This window comes from Paraburkholderia domus (assembly GCF_905220705.1).
Classification (GTDB): domain Bacteria; phylum Pseudomonadota; class Gammaproteobacteria; order Burkholderiales; family Burkholderiaceae; genus Paraburkholderia; species Paraburkholderia domus.
Genome location: NZ_CAJNAT010000031.1, coordinates 17408 through 37024, shown reverse-complemented (window position 1 = coordinate 37024; position 19617 = coordinate 17408). Strand labels below are relative to the sequence as shown.

At 62.2% G+C, this 19617-nt stretch carries 18 protein-coding genes and 1 riboswitch; of the genes, 12 read left to right on the top strand and 6 right to left on the bottom strand.

Features of this window, described 5'->3' with window-relative positions:
* Window positions 1-37 precede the first annotated feature (37 nt).
* From glnA to serC, 4 genes are all read left to right on the top strand, one after another.
* Complete coding sequence (gene glnA / locus KHO31_RS32640) at window positions 38-1543, top strand: type I glutamate--ammonia ligase (protein WP_211625210.1); 1506 nt, start codon at window positions 38-40, stop codon at window positions 1541-1543.
* A gap of 183 nt (window positions 1544-1726) precedes the next feature.
* Window positions 1727-2197 carry a universal stress protein gene (locus KHO31_RS32635; protein WP_201075266.1) on the top strand — a complete coding sequence of 157 codons (471 nt, stop codon included), beginning with the start codon at window positions 1727-1729 and terminating at the stop codon, window positions 2195-2197.
* A 256-nt stretch (window positions 2198-2453) separates the two neighbouring features.
* Entirely contained in the window at window positions 2454-3857 is a 1404-nt protein-coding gene (locus tag KHO31_RS32630; RefSeq protein WP_201075265.1) for a tetratricopeptide repeat protein, read from the top strand.
* Between the two features lie 102 nt (window positions 3858-3959).
* Window positions 3960-5054, top strand: a complete 1095-nt coding sequence (serC, locus tag KHO31_RS32625) for a 3-phosphoserine/phosphohydroxythreonine transaminase (RefSeq protein WP_201075264.1) — start codon at window positions 3960-3962, stop codon at window positions 5052-5054.
* 52 nt (window positions 5055-5106) lie between these two features.
* Here serC and crcB read toward each other — a convergent pair whose 3' ends face one another.
* Window positions 5107-5487: a fluoride efflux transporter CrcB gene (gene crcB / locus KHO31_RS32620; RefSeq protein WP_201075263.1), complete on the bottom strand. Its 381-nt coding sequence runs from the start codon at window positions 5485-5487 to the stop codon at window positions 5107-5109.
* A gap of 79 nt (window positions 5488-5566) precedes the next feature.
* Window positions 5567-5628, bottom strand: a riboswitch (Fluoride riboswitch).
* 145 nt (window positions 5629-5773) lie between these two features.
* Here crcB and KHO31_RS32615 point away from each other — a divergent pair.
* Window positions 5774-6121, top strand: coding sequence for a DUF190 domain-containing protein (locus KHO31_RS32615; protein ID WP_321207345.1), 348 nt, complete (start codon window positions 5774-5776; stop codon window positions 6119-6121).
* Between the two features lie 21 nt (window positions 6122-6142).
* Here KHO31_RS32615 and KHO31_RS32610 read toward each other — a convergent pair whose 3' ends face one another.
* A complete protein-coding gene (locus KHO31_RS32610; RefSeq protein ID WP_201075262.1) occupies window positions 6143-7345 on the bottom strand; it encodes an ammonium transporter in 1203 nt (400 codons plus the stop codon).
* Between the two features lie 410 nt (window positions 7346-7755).
* Between KHO31_RS32610 and KHO31_RS32605 the strand changes: the two genes are divergently transcribed.
* The gene (locus KHO31_RS32605) at window positions 7756-9510 is read left to right on the top strand and encodes a sensor histidine kinase (protein WP_201075261.1); all 1755 of its coding nucleotides are present in this window, start codon (window positions 7756-7758) and stop codon (window positions 9508-9510) included.
* Here the strand turns inward: KHO31_RS32605 and KHO31_RS32600 are convergent.
* Both KHO31_RS32600 and KHO31_RS32595 read right to left on the bottom strand, forming a co-directional pair.
* Window positions 9497-9823, bottom strand: coding sequence for a hypothetical protein (locus KHO31_RS32600; protein WP_201075259.1), 327 nt, complete (start codon window positions 9821-9823; stop codon window positions 9497-9499). The genes KHO31_RS32605 and KHO31_RS32600 overlap by 14 nt on opposite strands.
* Before the next feature lie 128 nt (window positions 9824-9951).
* Window positions 9952-10533: a DJ-1/PfpI family protein gene (locus tag KHO31_RS32595; protein ID WP_074284543.1), complete on the bottom strand. Its 582-nt coding sequence runs from the start codon at window positions 10531-10533 to the stop codon at window positions 9952-9954.
* Between the two features lie 301 nt (window positions 10534-10834).
* On the opposite strand from KHO31_RS32595, the gene KHO31_RS32590 reads away from it, so the two are divergent.
* The 4 genes from KHO31_RS32590 (at window position 10835) to KHO31_RS32575 (ending at window position 15430) form a co-directional block, all read left to right on the top strand.
* Complete coding sequence (locus KHO31_RS32590) at window positions 10835-11308, top strand: hypothetical protein (protein WP_201075257.1); 474 nt, start codon at window positions 10835-10837, stop codon at window positions 11306-11308.
* Between the two features lie 87 nt (window positions 11309-11395).
* The gene (locus tag KHO31_RS32585) at window positions 11396-11851 is read left to right on the top strand and encodes an Rrf2 family transcriptional regulator (protein ID WP_201075255.1); all 456 of its coding nucleotides are present in this window, start codon (window positions 11396-11398) and stop codon (window positions 11849-11851) included.
* Window positions 11852-11996: 145 nt separating this feature from the next.
* Entirely contained in the window at window positions 11997-12644 is a 648-nt protein-coding gene (locus KHO31_RS32580) for an NAD(P)-dependent oxidoreductase (RefSeq protein WP_201075253.1), read from the top strand.
* Window positions 12645-12835: 191 nt separating this feature from the next.
* Window positions 12836-15430 carry a mechanosensitive ion channel family protein gene (locus KHO31_RS32575; RefSeq protein WP_201075252.1) on the top strand — a complete coding sequence of 865 codons (2595 nt, stop codon included), beginning with the start codon at window positions 12836-12838 and terminating at the stop codon, window positions 15428-15430.
* Window positions 15431-15459: 29 nt separating this feature from the next.
* Here KHO31_RS32575 and KHO31_RS32570 read toward each other — a convergent pair whose 3' ends face one another.
* Entirely contained in the window at window positions 15460-16017 is a 558-nt protein-coding gene (locus KHO31_RS32570; RefSeq protein WP_236061241.1) for a cysteine dioxygenase family protein, read from the bottom strand.
* A 225-nt stretch (window positions 16018-16242) separates the two neighbouring features.
* On the opposite strand from KHO31_RS32570, the gene KHO31_RS32565 reads away from it, so the two are divergent.
* Together KHO31_RS32565 and KHO31_RS32560 are read left to right on the top strand one after the other, a co-directional pair.
* Window positions 16243-16725 (top strand): Lrp/AsnC family transcriptional regulator, encoded by a 483-nt coding sequence (locus KHO31_RS32565; protein WP_201075251.1) that lies wholly within the window; start codon window positions 16243-16245, stop codon window positions 16723-16725.
* A gap of 86 nt (window positions 16726-16811) precedes the next feature.
* Complete coding sequence (locus tag KHO31_RS32560) at window positions 16812-17021, top strand: hypothetical protein (protein ID WP_201075250.1); 210 nt, start codon at window positions 16812-16814, stop codon at window positions 17019-17021.
* 15 nt (window positions 17022-17036) lie between these two features.
* Here the strand turns inward: KHO31_RS32560 and KHO31_RS32555 are convergent, their stop codons facing one another.
* A complete protein-coding gene (locus KHO31_RS32555; protein ID WP_201075249.1) occupies window positions 17037-19523 on the bottom strand; it encodes an FUSC family protein in 2487 nt (828 codons plus the stop codon).
* Window positions 19524-19617: the final 94 nt, after the last annotated feature.

The window sequence follows — 19617 nt, the reverse complement described above, 5'->3', positions numbered from 1 at the left end:
TGGACCAGAGGCCGGGTGCCGGAAGAGGAGGGAGCCCATGTCCACCACGCCACAAGCTTCGGCATCCCCTTTCGCGGTGTCCGCCGAAGCCGGCCGCTTCCGCGTCACTCGACCGGGAAGCGCGAACGATGTGATCGACCTGGTGCGAGAAAAATATATCCAGATCGTCGATCTGAAGTTCACCGACTTACCCGGACTCTTGCAGCACTTCTCGATCACACTTCCTGAAGTTCACCCGGATCTCTTCGACGCCGGGATCGGCTTCGACGGCTCGTCGATCCGCGGCTTTCAGGAGATCCACGAATCGGACATGCTGCTCAGGCCCGATCCGGCGACCGCTTTCGTCGATCCGGTTTGCGAGACGCCGACGCTGTCGATCATCTGTGACGTGGTCGACCCGGTTTTGCAGCAGCCGTATTCACGCGATCCGCGCTACGTGGCGAGAAAGGCGGAAAACTATCTACGCCAAACCGGTATTGCAACCACATGCTATGTCGGGCCCGAACTCGAGTTTTTCATCTTCGATTCGATCCGCTTTGGCCAGGATCAGCACTGCGGCTTCTACTATGTCGAGTCGTCCGAGGGCGACTGGAATACGGGTCGTGACGAGGGCGCGTACGGCGGCGGCAATCTTGGCTATAAGCAGCGCTACAAGGAGGGCTATTTCCCGGTACCGCCTCACGACACGCTGCAGGAAATTCGTTCGGAGATCGCGTTGACGCTGCAGCAGGCCGGCGTACAGATTGAAGTGCATCACCATGAGGTTGCGACAGCCGGCCAGAACGAAATCGACATGCGGTTTGCAACGCTCACGCGCATGGCCGACAACGTGATGATCTACAAGTACGTTTGCAAGAACGTCGCGCGCCGGCATGGGAAGGTGGCCACGTTCATGCCGAAGCCGCTGTTCGCCGACAACGCGAGCGGCATGCATTGCCACCAGAGCCTGTGGAAAGACGACGAGAATCTCTTTTACGAGGCAAGCGGTTGGGCGCTGACTTCCGACCTGTGCCGCTGGTACATCGGCGGCTTGCTGCAACACGCACCTGCGCTGATGGCTTTTTGCGCCCCGACAACCAACTCGTACAAGCGGCTGGTCCCGGGCTACGAGGCACCCGTCAATCTGGCGATGTCACAGCGTAACCGTTCGGCCGCCGCGCGCATCCCGATGTATTCGAATTCGCCGGGCGCGCGGCGTGTCGAATTCCGTTGCCCGGATCCGTCAGCCAACCCGTACCTTGCGTTCGCGGCGATGCTGATGGCCGGCCTCGATGGTATTGAAAACAGGACCGATCCGGGCGATCCGCTCGACCGGAACATCTACGATCTTTCGCCCGAAGAAGCCCGCAACATACGGCAGGTTCCAGACTCGCTCGATGCGGCGCTCGCGGCGTTGGAGGCCGATAACGCGTTCTTGCGCAAGGGCGATGTTTTCACTGAAGACGTGATCCAGACCTGGATCGAATACAAGCGCAAACGCGAGATCGATTCGATCAAACTGCGCCCCCATCCATGGGAGTTTTACCTGTACTTCGATACTTAAAAATAGCATCCAGACCTGTCATAGTGAGGTCGCCTGAGGCACGCATATGGGCTGCTTCCCGGCACTGCGTCAGGGTGTCTATACTCAAAGAGGTCGCCTCGGAATCAGCCTCAACGGGTTCAGGTGGTAGCGGCGCCGAGCAGGATTTCAACGCGAATCGGCCGAGTCGCGGGGGAGAAAGGTATGTTCAAGCATCTGCTGGTGCCGACCGACGGCTCGGCGCTTTCTGGAGCCGCCATTCAGATGACGATAACGCTCGCCGTGGAAAACGGAGCCAGAATTACGGGACTTCATGTCATCCCGGAGTTTCATGTCCTTGCATATGGCTCCGAGATGATCGCAGACAACGAGGAACGAATCATTCAGAGCGCGCGGCAGCGCGCGGATGATTATCTCGGGGTGATCAGAAGAGCGGCTGCGGAAGCAGGTGTCGAGTGCAATACGGTTTCCATGAATCGCGCCCATCCTTATGAGGCGATTATCAGCGTTGCAACAGAGCAGAACTGCGATCTCATTGTTATGGCGTCCCACGGTCGAAGCGGCATGCGGGCGTTTCTGCTCGGCAGTGAGACTCAGAAGGTCCTGACGCACAGTCAGATTCCGATCCTCGTTGTCCGGCAGTCGACGTCAGCCGGCGAACCTCCAGGGCGATAACCGGGGCGGTGAAACGGTACCGTCACGCGACTTCGTATTACGAGAGGTTACGTCGCGCGGTCTTCGTAATGACCGGTAAGTCTTCGAATTCAGGTCTCGATCAACCAGGCGGGAATGCGCTGCTATGCTTCCTTCCCTCCCTTGTCCCGTCTGGTCAGCCTTCATCTGTACAAGCAGAGACGGAGGCTGTCTTAACCTTCGCTTCATCGACCCGCAAGCATTGCGTCAGGTTGTCCGCATGCGGCGGTCATCAATCATGTCCATCGATCGTCTTTTTTCTCTGGCGTCCGCGCATCATCAAGCGGGACGTCTCGACCTGGCCGAAAGCCATTACCGTGAAACGATCGGCATTGCACCGGACCACTGGGACGCTCGCTTTGGCCTCGCACAGGTATTGATTCGGCAGGATCGGTTCGACGAAGCAATCGGCTGGCTCACGGGGCTGCTGAACCGTCCCGGTCATCAGGTTGCCGTGTATCGGCAGCTTGGCCTTGCCGAGGCGTGCGCGGGGCGGCGGCAACGCGCGCTCAATTATTTCGAGCGTGTCCTTGAACACGATCCTGACGATCCCGCGATTTTGCACATCGTTGCAAATTTCCAGCAGGCGGTAGGCCTCGATGCCGAGGCGGACACTAACTATCGCCGTGCGCTGAAATTGAAGCCGCTCATCACGGTTCCGGCGATCGTTGCACCACCGGATTTTCGCGTGCTGTTTGTGTTCGGGCCCAGTGCAGGCAATACGCCAATCGAGTATCTGATCGGGCAGGCGCGTTTTGAGAGCAATGTGATCACGCTGTTGCCAGACATGGACTACGACGTCGATCGGCTCAGAGTCTACGCGGACGTGGTCATCAATCTGATTTCCGACGTCGATCGAGGACAAGCTTTCCTCGGACCCGCGCAAGCGTTTATAGATCGTGTCGGTAGTCCCGTCGTCAATCCGCCGCAAGCCATTGCAGGTACGAATCGCGAGTCGGTCGCGCAACGCCTCGCGGAAGTACCGGACTGTTGCGTTCCGCAAACGCGTCTTTATCCGGCAGCCGGGTTGCGCGAATTACTTTCGCGCGCCTCGCAGCCCACGTTGTCGTTTCCGCTGCTGGTGAGGCCGGCGGGCACGCACGGCGGCGACGACTTCGAGAGGATGGAAGACCCTGCGCAATTGCTGGTCTTCCTGAACCGGCACGATGCAAGCAGCTACTACCTCACGCCGTTTGTCGACTACCGGTCCGATGACGGCTATTTCCGCAAGTACCGCTTCGTTTGTGTCGGCGACGAGATTCTGCCGTACCACCTCGCCATTGACGACAAATGGAAGGTCCACCATGTCACGACGAATATGGCTAGCCATCCGTGGATGCAGGCCGAAGAGCAGGCGTTCCTGGAGGATCCGTGGCGTGTCTTCGGCGTAGCGCAGCGTGCGGGGTTGCAGTCGATTCGCGACGCGATGGGACTGGACTACTTCGGCATCGACTGTGCGCTTGACCGTGAGGGCGCGGTCGTCGTGTTCGAAGCCAATGCAAGCATGCTTGTTCATGGGAATAACAGTCAATTCCCGTACAAGAAGGGAGCGGTGGAACGCATCAAGCAGGCGTTTCACACCATGCTCGAACGACGCGCGCGGAATCTGGCGGGTCAGCCTGACGGGTCTCACGCAAGCTAACTAACGTATCAACGAGCAGCGGTCCGTTGCGACGGTGAGTGGCCATGCGCGCGGCGCGGCCGCCGACGCACCCTGGACCCAACTGCTGGCCTTGGAGGCACAGTGAAGTCCAATGCATTGAATTTTTCAGGTGGTCCCGGCGCGCTTCCCGAAACGGTGCTGGAGCAGACGCGTGAGGCGATTGCCGCTGTGCCGGAAACGGGCATTTCCGTGCTCGGCATGAGTCATCGCTCGGACTGGTTTCGCTCGATACTGAACGAAGCCGAACAGAATGTGCGCGCTCTGCTCGGACTCTCCGACGACTACGCCGTAACGTTCCAGCAGGGCGGCAGTAGTTTGCAGTTCGCGACGATTCCGATGAACTTCGCCGGAAATGGATTCGCGCCGCCCGAATATGTGAGCTCCGGCTACTGGAGCGGCCGGGCGACCGCGGAGGCGGCCAGGGTGAGCGAGCGCAAAGTTGCGTGGGATGGCCACACGACCGGCTACAGGGAATTGCCCGCCCTCGACAAGCTGGATATCTCCCGCTCCGCAGCCTATTTGCACCACGTCTCGAACGAGACCGTGGAAGGCTTACAATTTCCTGTTTGGCAAGGATCCACGCAAGTCCCGCTGATTGCGGACATGTCGTCCGATTTTCTGTCGAAGGCTTTCCGGCCAGACGGCTATTCGATGATCTATGCCCACGCCCAGAAGAACCTGGGGCCAGCGGGGGTGACCGTTGCGATCATCAAGCGTTCGCTTCTTGAACGGATACCCGATGGCCTGCCCGCGATCCTCGATTTTCGCACCCACGTATCGCACGGCTCGAATTACAACACGCCGCCCGTATTCGCGATCTATGTGCTGACGTTGATTACGCGCTGGCTACGCTTCGATATCGGTGGTCTGCAGGCGATGCAAGGCATCAACGAAAGGAAGGCGCGGCGGCTGTATGACACGCTCGACGCATTGGAGGGCGCGGTGACCATTCACGCGGATCGTCGCTGGCGCTCGCAGATGAACGTGTCGTTCACATTCGGCGATGCGCGGCTCGACGATGCGTTTGTGACAATGGCTAGCGAACAAGGCATCGTTGGACTGGAGGGGCACCGTTCAATTGGCGGATTGCGGGCTTCTCTTTACAACGCCGTTACTGAGCAGGCTGTGGACATTCTGGCGAATGCACTCATGGAATTCGGTCTGCGACAGGTTTGAACGGCAGCCGCATTGCATCGGAGAATTTACTGACGCATCCAGCGCCCGGTTTTCAGCGCGTCAGCAACGAAACGGTTGCGATGCCCAGGATAGTCATCACGAGCGAAGCCCCCACGTGAATGACGATCTCGCCAGCCGCCCAGCCGAGCCGGCCGTCCTGCAAGCGCTGCACGACTTCCGCCGAGAACGTCGAGAAAGTCGACAGGCCGCCCATCAGGCCCGTGATAACGAAGAGCCGCCATTCGGGCGTGATCTGCGGCGCCCGCGCGAACCCCGCGACCGCAACGCCGATGACGTAGCCGGCGATCACATTGGCGGCGAAGGTGCCGAGCGGCAAACCCGTGAACAGGCCGTTCAGACGGATACCGAGAAACCAGCGGAACAGTGAACCGAGCGCGCCGCCAATGCCGACCGCGAGAATGGACAAATACATGCGAAAGTACTCTGGCGAAGCCAAAAGGTCGACAAACCGGGTTGAGCGGGAGGCGTGATGCCGCGTCCGCAGTTGTCCGGGCGAAGCAGGCACCATCAGCCATCAAGGGCGGTTAAGGCGAATGCCATCTCCAGCGCGCAAGTCTAGCATCGGCAGTGCATTGGGGACAGGTGAGCGCAACCGCGGCGAGCGTGTGCGGTCGGCATGGCATGAGGCGTGACCTAGAATAGAGACAGCGCCTGCGGGCGTTTGCTGTGGGTTCACTGCGGCTGCGCGGGAGGCCGATATGATGAAGGGCTACCAGCTCACGTTTTATACGGAGCAGAACAAGCGCCACGGTCATCAAACGGTCGTGGAATGTTTGCTGTCGATCGCGAAGGTCGTCGGCATTCATGGCGCGACCGTCGTGGCGGCGGCCGAAGGCGTCGGCCACGCGGGCGCGCGGCATGCAGCGCGCTTCTTCGAACTGGCGGACCAACCGTTCCAGGTGATTTTCGCGGTCACTGAAGGCGAGGCGGAAGCGTTGCTCGAGGCGGTGCGCGCGGGCAACGTGCCGGTGTTCTACACGCGTTGCCCAATCGAATTCGGCCTGCTCGGCGAGCATGCGGACACGAAACATCCTGTCCGCCGCTAGCCGTGCTGGATGGCCAGTGCGTCAGCCGACCGTTTCGCGCTCGGGCGTTGCGGAAATCTTGTGAATCGACAGATCCGCGCCGTTGTATTCGTCCTCCTGGTCGAGCCGCAGCCCCACCGTTAGGCGAATCGCCCCGTACACGAGCGTGCCGCCGAGCGATGCCACCACGATGCCGCCCAGCGTGCCGATCAGTTGCGCGCCGAACGACACGCCGCCCAGGCCGCCTAGCGCATGCAAGCCAAAGATGCCGGCCGCGAGGCCGCCCCACGCGCCGCACAAGCCGTGCAACGGCCATACGCCGAGCACGTCGTCGACGCGCCAGCGGTTCTGCACGCAAGTGAACATAGTGACGAACAGCACGCCCGCGATGCCGCCCGTCACCAGCGCGCCGAGCGGATGCATCACGTCGGAGCCGGCGCATACCGCGACCAGCCCGGCGAGCGGGCCGTTATAGGTGAAGCCGGGGTCGTTGCGGCCTGCGAGCCACGCGGTCAGTGTGCCGCCGACCATCGCCATCAACGAATTGACCGCCACGAGGCCGCTGATCTTGTCGATGGTTTGCGCGCTCATCACGTTAAAGCCGAACCAGCCCACCGTCAGCACCCAGGCGCCTAGCGCGAGGAACGGAATATTCGACGGCGGATGCGCGGCGATGCCGCCGTCACGGTGATAGCGGCCGTGGCGCGCGCCGAGCAACAGCACCGCCGGCAACGCGACCCAGCCGCCGAACGCATGCACCACCACTGAGCCGGCGAAGTCGTGAAACGGCACGCCGAACACCTGGGTCAGCCAACCCTGGATGCCGAAGCGGCCGTTCCACGCGATCCCTTCAAAGAACGGATAGACGAAGCCGACCAGCACGAAAGTGGCGAACAGCTGTGGATTGAATTTCGAGCGCTCGGCGATGCCGCCCGACACGATCGCCGGAATTGCCGCGGCGAAGGTCAGCAGGAAGAAGAAGCGCACCAGCGCATAGCCGTTGTGCGCGGCCAGAGACTCGGCGCTGCCGAAGAACTGCACGCCATAGGCGATCGTGTACCCAATGAAGAAATACGCGATCGTCGAGACCGAAAAATCCACCAGAATCTTGACGAGTGCATTGACCTGATTCTTTTTGCGTACCGTGCCGAGTTCGAGAAACGCGAATCCCGCATGCATGGCCAGCACCATTGCGGCACCCAGCAAAAGGAAGAGGGTATCGGTGCCGGTTTTCAGACTTTCCATCGATGTGTCCCGCTTATGCCAAAAAAGCGGGCATTGAATGCAAGAAGCGGGCCAAACTTGTGCCGGTAGGCGTCGATCAGGTGCAAAACCGCACCGCAATGGGTGTTGCGCCGCTCCTTGTTGATTGAGCGATGCACCATCTTTTGCACCTCGAACAACAGCGAAAGCACAAATTAGGTGCGTGACGGTTTCATATCGGTCGTCGTGATCCAAATATGGGCAAGACATTCGATTTGATTTACGTTTAATTCAAAAGCCTGACGTTTTATGCGTATTGGTCGGGCGCGGGGCGCTATTGGGTGGCAGAAGCTTGATTGGTGGCGCGTCGTCTTTGTCTTCCAGTGCAAACGCCGACATAATGTGCCGTCCCCGTGCATGATCTGCCGGCCACCGACCTCCAATGCGCTCGCATGAGACTGACCACTAAAGGCCTGTTGCTGATCGCAATTCCGGCCCTCTTCGAACTGGCGCTGCTGTCTGGCCTGGTCAAGGCGCAGTCCGACGCGACGCAAGCGGAGCAGTGGGCCATCCATAGCGAAGACGTGCTGCGTCAAACCACCGCGATTCTCGATCCGGTGCTGGGTGAGTCCGTGGCGCTCCGTGGCGCGGTGCTCGCCAGCGATACCCACTTTACGACGCCGGTCACCTTGTGGATGGACGTCGACCGTCGCATCGACCAACTGGCCGAGCTGGTTGCCGACAACCCGGCGCAAGTCGAACGCGTGGTGCAGGTGCGCCAGGCGGTGCAGGGGTATCGTCAATGGTCGGACCGCATTCAGGACATGCTGCATTCGGGGCGGCGGCGCGATCTGCTTGATCGCTTCCGCGATCTGGCCTCGGCCGACGTGCTCGATCGCTTCCGTCAGCAGGTGGTGGCCTTCCAGGCTGAAGAGCGGCGCCTCGACTCGTTGCGCTCGAACGCCGCCGAGGCCGCGCGTGAGCGGCAACAGATGCTGGTCGTCGCGGCCGTGTTCGGCTCGTTGCTGTTCGTCGCGCTGGCCGTCTGGTTGTTCACGCGCGGCGTGCGTGGCCGGCTCGCGCTGCTGTCCGATAACGCCGGGCGCCTCGCGGGCAACGAGCCGCTGGCGCCGATTGGCCCGGGCCGCGACGAAATCGCCCGGCTCGATTTGACCTTGCATGAAACCAGCCGCCGCCTGCTCGAAGCCGAGCGCATCCAGGCGCGTTTCCAGTCCGATCTCGCGCGCCGCACCGGCGAACTGGCGCGCATCAACGAGACCTTGCGGCAACAGACCCAGGAAAACGAAATGTTCATCTATAGCGTGTCGCACGACCTGCGTGCGCCGCTGGTGAATCTGCAAGGCTTTTCCAAAGAACTGATTCGCGCGTGTGACGATCTGCGCGCCGTGCTGCGCCAGTCGTCGCTCGCGCCAGAGCCGCGGCAGCGCATTGAACGGGTGGTGGACGAGGATATCGGCGAAGCACTGCACTTCCTGCAGACGGCTGTGCTGCGGGCGTCTCATATCATCGACGCGCTATTGCGGCTGTCGCGTGTCGGCCGCGTGGAGTACCGGCAGCAAAAGGTCGAAGTGCGCGATATCGTGCCGCGTGTGGTCGATGCCATGCAGGGGTCGATCCGGGCGCGCGGGGCGCATGTCGCTGTCGACGAGTTGCCGGCGGTGTGGGGCGACCCGACCGCGCTCGAACAGGTGTTCGCGAACCTGATTGGCAATGCGGTCAATTATCTGGACCCGGCGCGTGAAGGCCAGATCGAAATTGGTACGACACCGGCGCCGCCGGGTGTGCATTCGTTGCGGATTTTCTACGTGCGGGATAACGGCCTGGGCATTCCGGCGGTCGCGCTGCCGCGACTTTTCAACGCCTTTCAGCGGCTGCACGGCAATGTGGCGACGGGTGAAGGCATCGGCCTTGCGCTTGTGCGACGCGTGGTGGAGCGGCATGGCGGACGCGTGTGGGCGGAGTCGAGAGAGGGCATGGGCACGACGTTCTATCTGTCGCTGCCCGAAGCCGACGTGCGGGCTGCGCAACAGGCTGTCGAAACGCATGCCTCGCTGGTGAATGGTGCTCACGTGGTCCGTGGCGTGCGCGAAGTGCGCGCTGGCCTCGGTGATGCTGATGGCCTTGGACTGAGCGGCGGTGCGACGGCCCATGCCGCCAATGCCGCGCCCGGCATCAGTACGCGGTAAAGAGTCGGCGCGGCTTGAGCAGTTTGCCGCCGCGAATCGACCAGTAGCAGCCGCAAACGATCAGGATCGCAACGCCGGTCAGCGCTTCGAGCGGGGCGGGATGCAGGCCGGGCAGGCCGTTAAGGGCGAACAGGCCGTGCGCGAGGATCAACAGGGCGGCCCACAACGAACAGGCGGCTTGCACCAGCATGCGCGTGCCGGCCAGACGTCGCGCGCGGTTTTCTCGCGACCAGTTGGCCGGTGTGCGCGCGCAGAAAAAGGCAATCGCCATCAAGGTGACGGCGAGAATGACGATCCAATCAGTCAGTTCCATCGAAAAAGCTCCCAAGTCAACCGGCGACTATAGGAAAGCCTTTCGCTGAGAACTATCGGACTAGTCTCAAATGTGGGAGCGTTTTGGCGAGCGCGCATTGCCGCGAAGGCAAGGCGCTCGCCTCAGGATCAGAGTTCGATCCGGGTGCCGAGCAGCACGAGGAATTGACGCAGCCACTCAGGATGAGCGGGCCATGCGGGGGCGGTGACGAAATTGGCGTCGGTGATCGCGGCGTCGACCGGAATGTCGGCGTACTCGCCGCCGGCCAGCTTCACTTCGGGCGCGCAGGCCGGGTAGGCGGAAATGCGCTTGCCGCGAATCACGTCGGCGGCGGCCAGCAATTGCGCGGCGTGGCAGATCGCGGCGATCGGCTTGCCTGCTTCGGCGAACTGCCGCACGAGTTCGATGACTTTGTGATTGAGCCGCAGGTATTCCGGCGCGCGGCCGCCCGCGATCGCCAGCGCGTCATATTGACGGGAATCGACGTCGTCGAACGTTGCATTGAGCGTGAACTGATGGCCAGGCTTTTCGGTGTAGGTCTGGTCGCCTTCGAAATCATGGATCGCGGTCTTGATCTTCTCGCCCGCTTTCTTGTTCGGACAGACCGCGTCAACCACGTGGCCGACCGCCTGCAGCGCCTGAAACGGCACCATCGTTTCGTAATCCTCGGCGAAGTCGCCGGTCAGGAACAGGATCTTCTTTGCTGCCATCGCATGCCTCCAATTGATCAACGGAACACATCGAGCGGGACGTCAGTCTACCCCAATGCGTTTGACAGAACCGCGAAGGAGGACCGATGGCGTGTAATCAATGGTGCAGGATGCAGGCAGGCGACGCGGCGGCGTAGCAGGGCGGGGCTACTGCGCCAAGCGCCGACGTCAGCCCCTGCGCGCGCCGGCGCTTCGAGCGCGCGGGCTTCCAGATGCTCGGGCAGGGGAGCGTGCGGCGCAACGGCGTATCATTGGCGCGTTTTCGCATGCGGAAGCCGCTCGATGCGGCTCACACTTAAATATGACTTTATCTATTCGTTCGCCGCTGTTGCGTCGCGTTGCTGTTGTCGCTCTCGTGTTCGGCGGGCTCGCGGCCTGTCAGAAGAACGATGCGTCGGCACAGGTCGCCGGCAAGCTCAACGATGCCGCGCAAGCCGCCGGTCAGAAGCTCGACCAGGCAGCCAGCTACGTCGGCCAGCAGGTCGATGCGACCAAGGCCACCGCGCAGCAGAACCTCGAATCGGCCTCCGCGCCGTCGATCACGATCGATCCCGCCTCGCTGGCGTCGACCGCGGAAGCCCACCTGCAAGGCGCGGCGAGCGCGACGAATGCGCAACTCGGCAAGGCGGCGGCGTTGACCGGCCAGAGCCTGGAGACGGCGGGGCGCAAGCTGCAGGAATGGTCGGCACAAAGTTCGGCGTCGTCGGCTAGCGTGTCGGCATCTTCGTCTGCGCCGGGCGATTCCAGCGATGCGCAAAAGCAGATGGACAAGTGAGATGGTGACTTGCGCCTCCGGTCGTTTGACAGTCGGATTAAATGTAATTACTATAGTTACACATTGTCGTGGCAGGGCGGGTTTGCTGTGAATACAAGTAGCCGGTTTGCGTTTGCGGTGCATGTGCTCGCGCTGCTGTCGTTGCAGGAAGGCGCGCCGCTTTCGTCGGAGATGATCGCGGGCAGTGTGAATACGAATCCTGCGTTGATCCGGCGTCTGTTGACCATGCTGGCCGAGGCGGGTCTCACGACCTCGCAACTTGGCGCGGGCGGCGGCGCGCTGCTCGCCCGGCCGCCTGACGACATCACCTTGCTTGAGGTGTATCGTGCGGTGGACGACGCGCAATTGTTCGCCATGCATCGCGAGGAGCCAAATCCTGCATGCATGGTGGGGCGGAATATCCAGGTCGTGCTGCGCGGCATCATTGACGAAGCGCAGCAGGCCATGGAGGCATCGCTCGGCGCACGCACGCTGGCTGATGCTACTTCCGACCTGGTGCGCGCCGAACGGGCGCGTGAACGCAAGCGGCGTCCGCATGGGTGACATGGCAATGAAGTAGCATCGGAGGGCGCGTGTGGTGTAGTCGAGACGCGCGTACCTGAGAACGAACGGGGGCTCACGCCCCTCTTTTTTCCGCGTTATATGTAATCAATATAGTTACATATAGGCTAATCACAGGAGTATCGAAATGAGCAAACAGTTGAAAATCGCATTGTTCGGCGCCACCGGCACGATTGGTTCGCGGATCGCCTTGGAAGCGGCCCGTCGCGGGCATCAGGTGACGGCGCTGGCGCGCAATCCGGCGCGCGTGCCGGCGGATGTGGCGAATCTCCAAGCCGAGCAAGCCGATCTGCTCGACGCTGCGAGCGTCGGCGCCGCAGTGCGCGGTCACGATGTGGTGGCGAGCGCCTATGCCCCGCCGCACGGCAATCTCGCGGCGCTGACCACGGCGACCCATGCGCTCGTCGAAGGCGTACGCGCAGCGGGCGTCAAGCGCCTCGTGGTGGTGGGCGGCGCGGGTTCGCTCGAAGTGGCGCCGGGCAAGCAACTGGTCGACACCGACGGTTTCCCGGACGCCTACAAAGCGATCGCACTGGCTCACCGCGACGCATTCGATTACTACCGTGGTATCACCGATCTCGACTGGACTTTCTTCGCGCCGGCCGCGCTGATTGCCCCGGGCGAGCGCACCGGCAAGTTCCGCACGGGCGCGAACACGCTGCTGGCTGACGCAGAGGGCAATAGCCGCATTTCCGCGGAAGACTATGCGATCGCCTTCGTCGACGAATTGGAGCAGGGCCGTTTCGTCCGTCAGATCGCGACAGTGGCTTATTGAGCCTTACCGGACCGTGCGCGGCTTGTGCCTCGCCTGGCCCGTTGCAGGCGTCGTAGTGGCCGCTCGGGAGAGGAGGGAGGCCCGCCAATCCTCGAATTTGCGCAAGCGTCCTAACAATCGGTTACGCATGTTCGGTCGCCGGCGGTGAAACTGCGGCTAAACTGGCGTCTCCCGTTTTCTTACGGATCGCCATGCAGTCATGCCCATTGCGGCGTGAGTCCGGGGCCGCGCCGTCTAACGGCGGGCAACCGGCGACTCGCGCCGCCTTTCATTTTTCTTTCGGTCACATCGAATGTCGCGCCCACATCGCGGCGTGGCTCAGTGCGTGGACGGCCACGGTCTGGCTCGCCCTGATCCTCGGTATCGGATGGATGCCCGCGAGTGCTCTGGCTGCCGGCGCCACCACGCCGGTCATCCCGGCACTGCAGAGCCTGATCAACAGTGCGACGGCAACGCCTGCGTCTGCCGCTTCGGGCGCTTCGGCTGCGGAAGCGGCCTCCGCGCCGTCGCCCGCGAGTCAGGCGGAACTGGCGCGCTCGCTCGACAGCGTGATCGCCACGCTCGACAACGACCGGCAGCGCACCGCGCTCGTCGCCCAGCTCAAAAAGCTGCGCGAGGTCTCGCAAAACGTCGCGCCGGCCGCGCCCGCGCAACCGAGTCCCGGCTTGCTCGGCGCGATCGCGTCGGGCATCGCTTCGTTCGAATCCGATGTGCATCAGGGCCGTACGCCGGTGCGCTATTGGGGCGGACGCTTCAACGCGGCCGGCAACGAGCTTTATACGATCATTTCTGGCCAGGGGCACGAGAGCTTCGGCCGCGTCGTCTTTTCGATGATTGCCATGCTGGCCGGCTGGGGCGCTTGCGCTGGGGCGCTGATCTACCTGCAACACCGGCTATACCGGCGCTTCGGTATTCTTCTGGGGCTCAACCCGAATCCCACCACGCGCGAGTTGCTGATCTTTGCGCTGCGCCGCGTCGGGCCGTGGATCGTGGCCTTTCTCGCTGCATTGCTGTTCGTGCGCGCGATGCCCGATGCGCTCGGCCGTACGCTCGGCATGGTGGTCGCCTATGCAATCGTCGCGGGAGCGGTATTTTCGGCGATCTGTCTGATCATGTTTTCGCTGTTCGGCTCGGGGCATCGGCGGGTTGCGGTGCGTCTGCTGATCGAGCACGCGCGGCGCGTGCTGTTCGTCGTGGGCATATGCGCGGCGCTCGGCGATGCGGCAGTCAACTACGACGTCGAGCATCAGCTCGGATCGAATCTCGCCGCGCTGATTTCGACGGCCGCCAACATGACGGCCGCCGTGCTCACCGGCTATTTCGCGCTGGCGTTCCGTCGGCCGATCGCGCATCTGATTCGCAACCGGCCTTACGAACAGCGCAGCGATCATAGGGCCGCGACCGATGCGTTCGACGTGCTCGCCTCGCTCTGGCACGTGCCGGTGCTTGTGCTTGCCACTGCGTCAGTGGTCGCCACGCTCGGCGGTTCAGGCTCCAGCGAGAACGTGCTGCAGATTTCGGTGGTGACCGCGCTGTTGCTGGTGCTCGCATTTTTCCTGTCCGCGGTGGTGCTGCGCATGACGCGCCCGCGCAGCCCGCGCGCGCGGCGCCGCTCGCCTTATCTGTCGCGCTTGCTGCGCTTTTGCGGCACGCTGCTGACGCTGTTCATCTGGCTGTTCTTCTTTGAACTGGCGGCGCGTTTGTGGGGGGTGTCGCTCGCGGAAGTGGTCGAGGAAAACGTGGCGGCGCGCGGGATAGCGCACGCGGTGACCGCGATCATCGCGACGGTGTTTATTTCATGGCTGCTGTGGATTCTGGTCGACACCGCGATCACAGAAGCCCTCAATCCAGGCGGTCCGCGCACCAAGTCGCGTAATCCGAGCACGCGGGCGCGCACGATGCTGCCGTTGTTGCGCAATGTGCTGCTGGTATCGATCATGACGATTGCCGGCATCGTCACCGCGGCGAACCTGGGCATCAATGTGACGCCGCTGCTGGCCGGCGCCGGTGTAATCGGCCTCGCGATCGGGTTCGGCGCGCAGTCGCTCGTGACCGACCTGATCACCGGCCTGTTCATCATCATCGAGGATACGATTTCGGTCGGCGACTGGATCGACGTGGACGGTGGTCACGCGGGCACCGTCGAGCATCTATCGATCCGCACCGTCCGCTTGCGCGATGGGCAAGGCGCGATTCACGCGATTCCGTTCTCGCAGATCAAGATCGTCAAGAACCTGTCGCGCGACTTCGCTTATGCAGTGTTCGAAGTGCGGATGTCGTTTTCGACCGATGTCGATCAGATCACGCATCTGATTCGGGAAGTCGGTGCTGATCTGATGGCCGACTTCCGCTACCGGCGCGAAATGCTGGGCCCGATCGAGGTGTGGGGGCTCGACCGTTTTGATCCGAACTGGATGGTCGTGAAAGGACAGATCAAGACGCGGCCGTTGCAGCAATGGAGCGTGGCGCGCGCTTTCAATTTGAGGCTTAAACGCAAGATGGACGAAGCCGGCATCGAGATTCCGGTGCCGCAGATGCGTGTGTACACGTCGTCGAAGGATAGCGAAGGGCAGCCTTTGCCGAACGATGAGCTGCCCGAGCTCGGTCCGCATGGGCATGGGCACGCGCAGGCTGAGACGGGGGCTTCGACGCGAGCGGCGCACGCTGCTGTGGCGATGGCGCGCGATGTATCGCACGAACCGCGTCCGGCGCCGCCGCCAACCGGGCAGACCGCGCCGATTCCACCGCAGATTCCGACGGCAGGCGAGGCAAGCGGCAAAAGCTGACTACGCGCTACATGCGTGGTGAGCAGGGTTCAGACGAGCGCCGGTGCCTCGGTCGCGCGCACGATGTCGTTGACATGCGTGGCGATCTGCGCGCCCGCGACACCATAGATATGCAGCGAGACGGCGGGCGCGTCACTGCAATTGCCCAGCCGATGAATGCCGCCTCTGCCGCCGCGCACGAACGACACGGCTCCGGGATTGCGCGCCTGTGTACGGGTGGCGCTCGCGCAGTGCTGTGCGCCATTCCATTCAAAAACGGTTTCGCTCAGCGTACCTTCGATCACCGCATAGCCGCACCATGTGTGGTGCGCATGCACCGGGCTTGCCTGTTGCGGCAGCCACACCAGCGCGGCGACTGCATAGCGGCCGTGCGGATCGGCGGCCAGCAGATGGCGCCGGTATTTTTCGGTGGAGCCTTCGCGTTGCGCCGATGTGAGTAACTCGGGATTCGCCGCGGCTTCGGCCAGTGCGACGCGCATGCTGCGCGCGAAGAAGGTCGAGTCCGACGGTTCGGGGAATTTTGCACAGGCTTCGAACATCGCGTCGAGCGCATCGCACAGGTGCGCCAGCGGCGCGCTGTGGTGCATGCGCGCGAGGGTTTCATGCGCCCCGGCAAACTGCGTGGCGTGGGCGGAGGAACGGGCTACGGGTGTTGAACGAAGGTCTTGGCTCATGATCGCTGTGCAGCTGCATGGCTGCTTATCGGCTATTTTTGGATAGACATATTTATACCCGTTTGCCTGGAGAAAGAGTTTCCATATAATTCCCCTTAGGGTCTTAAAAGTAGAATAATTTCCTATAAGGGTGTGACGATGGGAATGGATATCATCGATCGGAAGCTGCTTGAGCTGTTGCAGGAAGACGCAACCATGCCGATTGCCGAGTTGGCGCAACGCGTGAATCTGTCGCAAACGCCTTGCTGGAAGCGGCTGCAGCGTTTGAAAGAGACCGGCGTCATTCGCGCCCAGGTGGCGCTGTGCGATGCGCGCAAGCTCGGCGTGGGCACGACCGTGTTCGTCGCGGTGCGCACGAATCAGCACACCGAGGCCTGGGCGCAGACCTTTACGCGCGCGGTGCAGGAGATTCCAGAGGTGGTGGAGGTGTACCGCATGAGCGGCGAGACGGATTACCTCCTGCGCGTGGTGGTGTCCGATATCGACGATTACGATCGCGTCTACAAGCTGTTGATCGCCGCCGTGCCGCTGTATGACGTGAGTTCGAGTTTCGCCATGGAGCAGATCAAGTATTCGACGGCGCTGCCGGTGCGGCCTTCGGCGGTGGTGGAGCGGCGCTGATTGCAAGGCGTGTGCAAGCTCAGTGGGCGTAGAATGCCGCCTTCCCAGACACTATCCGCGATTGTCTCGCGAACCGAGCCCGCCTCATGAACAAACCGCCGCGCAAGAAGAACCCGACCTTTGGCATTGCTGTTTTTATCGTGGTCGCGGTACTGCTGGTGATCGCCACGCTCTTCTATAACGCCATCACGGAAAAGCGCGAATTCGACCGCCAGAATGCGCCGGCGCAGACGATTTCTTCTGACGCGGCGGCTGCGGCTACCGCAGCGAAGCCCGCAAGCGGCGCCGCGGAATAAGACGACGCGATCGTTTCACTCGTCCGGCAGGCGAATGACGCTCGCATCCTTGCGAATCTGCGCCGAGGCCGCCAGCATCTGCTTACTCTGATGGGCGAGCAATTTCATGTCGTGGACGGCGTCTGCCGAGTAGTCCTGCGATTTCTCCGTCTCGACCACCATCGCATCCAACTCACGCGACATGAGTTTGATCTGCTCGCCCTGATCGGCGGGCGGCGCGCGGCCGGCTTCGGCTTCGGTCAGGTTGTCGCGGACGACGCTCAGGGCGCGTTGCAACGGCTGCAGCGAGACGCCGTCGACCTGCTGTGCGGAGGTGCGCAGCAACGGCGCGGCTGCTGTGATCTGTGAGGCGAGCACGTGGCTGCGGACCAGCAGGTCATTCAATTCGGGCACGAACTTCTGCGCGGACTTCGGCTCGAGCATCATGCGCTGGAATGCCTGGCCCAGATTGGCAAACGCGACGTGGACGTTCTTGCGCGCGAGCCGGTAGCGATAATCGCGATCGAGCGCGGTTGCAGCGGCTACGGCGGCAGGGGACGCACCGCTGACCGGCTTGGCGCTCGCGCTGCCGGCCGTGGTGGCGCCGGCGCTGCCTGCACCAGCGTTTGCACCAGAGGCCGCACCCGCGCTTGCGCCGGCTTTTGGAGCGGCGTTGCCGCTCGCATTCGCTCCGGCGTCTGCCACCGCGAGCGTCGAGTTGCCGAATTCGATGGCCGGATCCGCCATCGCCGCGGCGGGCGCAAACGCGCCGGCCTCGGTCACCGTAGCGACAACTGCGGCGGCGGGCTTGCCGCTCCACCACCAACTTGCTTCCAGATACTGGCGCGTCGCATTGATCATGTTGTTGACGAGCTTGCCCATCAACCGGTATTCCCAGTAGGGGAACAGGTGGCTCGCCGCGATGGCGATCGCGCAGCCCACCACGGTATCGATCGCGCGTTCGCCGATGATGCGCATGCTGCCCGGCGCGAGCAGATGGAACATGAGCAGCACATACGAGGACGTGAACACCACGCTTGCCGTGTAATTGAACAGCAACAGGCTGTAGCTCATCACCATCGACGCGAACATCACGACCAGCAGGATGTGCGGTTCCTTGACGAAGATCATCAGCGCGATGCTCGCCGCACAGCCGATCAATGTACCGACGATCCGCTGCCCGTTGCGCTGCTTGGTCAGCGAATAGCCAGGCTTCAGAATGATGACGGTGGTCATCACGATCCAGTATGCGTTGGTGAGCGGCAGCAGGCGGCCGAGCCAGAAACCGACGGCGACCGCGATCGTCACGCGCAGCGCATGGCGGAAGCTCGGCGAGGCCATGGTCAGATTCGAGAAGATCGACCCGAACGGCACGCGGCGGCTCGATACGAAGCGGGAGAGTGCCTTGTCGAGGCGCAGTTCAGTCTCGGTTTCGCTCGGATCACTTGACAGGCTCTTGTGCATCTTGTCGATCAGGCGCGTGGCGCTCCAGATACGCCGGAAGGTGGACAATATCGCCGAATAAGCCTCAGGGTTCCTGGCAGGCAGGTCCTGCTTGCGCATCAGTTCGATCTCGAATTCGATGGCGCGCAATTCGGCTTTCACATTCACACGCGTACGCGGCGGCTGGTTTTGCAGCACCGCGAGTCCAATCTCTTCGAGATCGGCTGCGGATTTGCGAATCAGATCGCGGTAGAACACCAGCAGGTCGGAGCCGCCGAACGTGCTCCGGACTAGCGAGTAATCGACATGCGCGCCGACAAACAGTTCGTGCAGATCGACGGTGTTGATGAACAGATTGAACAGCATCGCCCGGCGCGGTTCGAGCCGCCCGGTTTTCAGCTTCGGCAGATTGCGCAGCACGATGTCGCGCGCGGCATCCTGACGATCGACTGCCGCGATCTGTTTGTCGACCAGATTGCGATAGCACTCGTCGAGATCGTTATTGAGATCGTAGAAGGCGGCGCGCGCGAGCAGATAGTCCGCGCACGCGAACACGCTTTCGGCGAGCGCCTGCTGTTCGATGCGATGCATCATCCAGCGGCTCACGAAGGTCGACCAGTACGTGTACCAGAGACCGCCCACCAGAATCCACGACGCATTGACGAGCGCCTGCATCGGCGTGAAATGCTCTTCCAGCGTCATGATCATCATGAACAGCGTGGCGAAGCTGATCTGCGGCCAGCGATTGCCATACACGACGATCAATGAGAGCACGAACGTGAGCGGCACGACCGTGCACCACAGCGCCACCGAGTTGACAGTGGCGAGACCTGTGGCGAGCGCGGACAGAAAGCCGATCACCGTACATGCCAGCATCTCGTTGTGCTTGTACTTGAGCGGGCCCGGCATATCGACCACACATGCGCCGAGTGCGCCGGTCGCGATCGTGAAGCCGAGTTCGCGATCGTGAAACACGATCAGACACAATATGGCAGGTAACGACACGCCGACTGCGATGCGCAGGCCGCCATAGAAGTACTGGCTGTAGAGGAATTTTTTTATTTCAACCGAATAGCGCATCGACTGCCTGGATTCCATTCACGGAGAAAACGCGGTTGAAAAGGTCGACCCGGGCCGGCCCGGGGCAGACCCAAACTGCCGTCGAGTCTAACTG